The organism is Streptomyces aurantiacus JA 4570 (genome assembly GCF_000414115.1).
Classification (GTDB): Bacteria; Actinomycetota; Actinomycetes; order Streptomycetales; family Streptomycetaceae; genus Streptomyces; species Streptomyces aurantiacus_A.
Window position 1 is genome coordinate 1 of sequence record NZ_AOPZ01000547.1, and the last position, 430, is coordinate 430.

Annotated in this window: 1 pseudogene; it reads left to right on the top strand. The window is 80.9% G+C overall.

The features are described 5' to 3' along the window. Window positions 1-430: pseudogene (locus STRAU_RS37930) on the top strand (carboxyl transferase domain-containing protein); the annotation flags it as partial.

Genomic DNA, 430 nt, shown 5'->3' on the forward strand with positions numbered 1-430 from the left:
CCTGGGGCACTGGCTGCGGCTGCTCACCACGCCCGCCTCCGGCACGCCCGAGCCGCCGCGCGCCCTCGGCGACCCGGCCCTGCCCGCCACCGGCTGGGACGCGGTGGGCCGGGCCCGTTCCCCCGAACGCCCGCGCGCCGAACGCCCGCGCGCCGACGCCTACTTGGACGCCTACTTCGACTCCCGCGAGCCGATCAGCGGCGACCGCTGCGGCGGCCGGGACGCGGGCATGCTGTGCGGCTTCGGCCTGCGCGACGGCCGGGCGATCGCGTACGCCGCCCAGACCGGCACGCCGACCGGCCCCGCCGGATACCGCACCGCCGCCCGCCTCGTCCGCCTCGCCGACCGCCTGGCCGTGCCCGTCCTCACCCTCATCGACACGCCCGGCGCCGCCAACGACGCGGCGGCCGAGCGGGCGGACCGGGCCGCC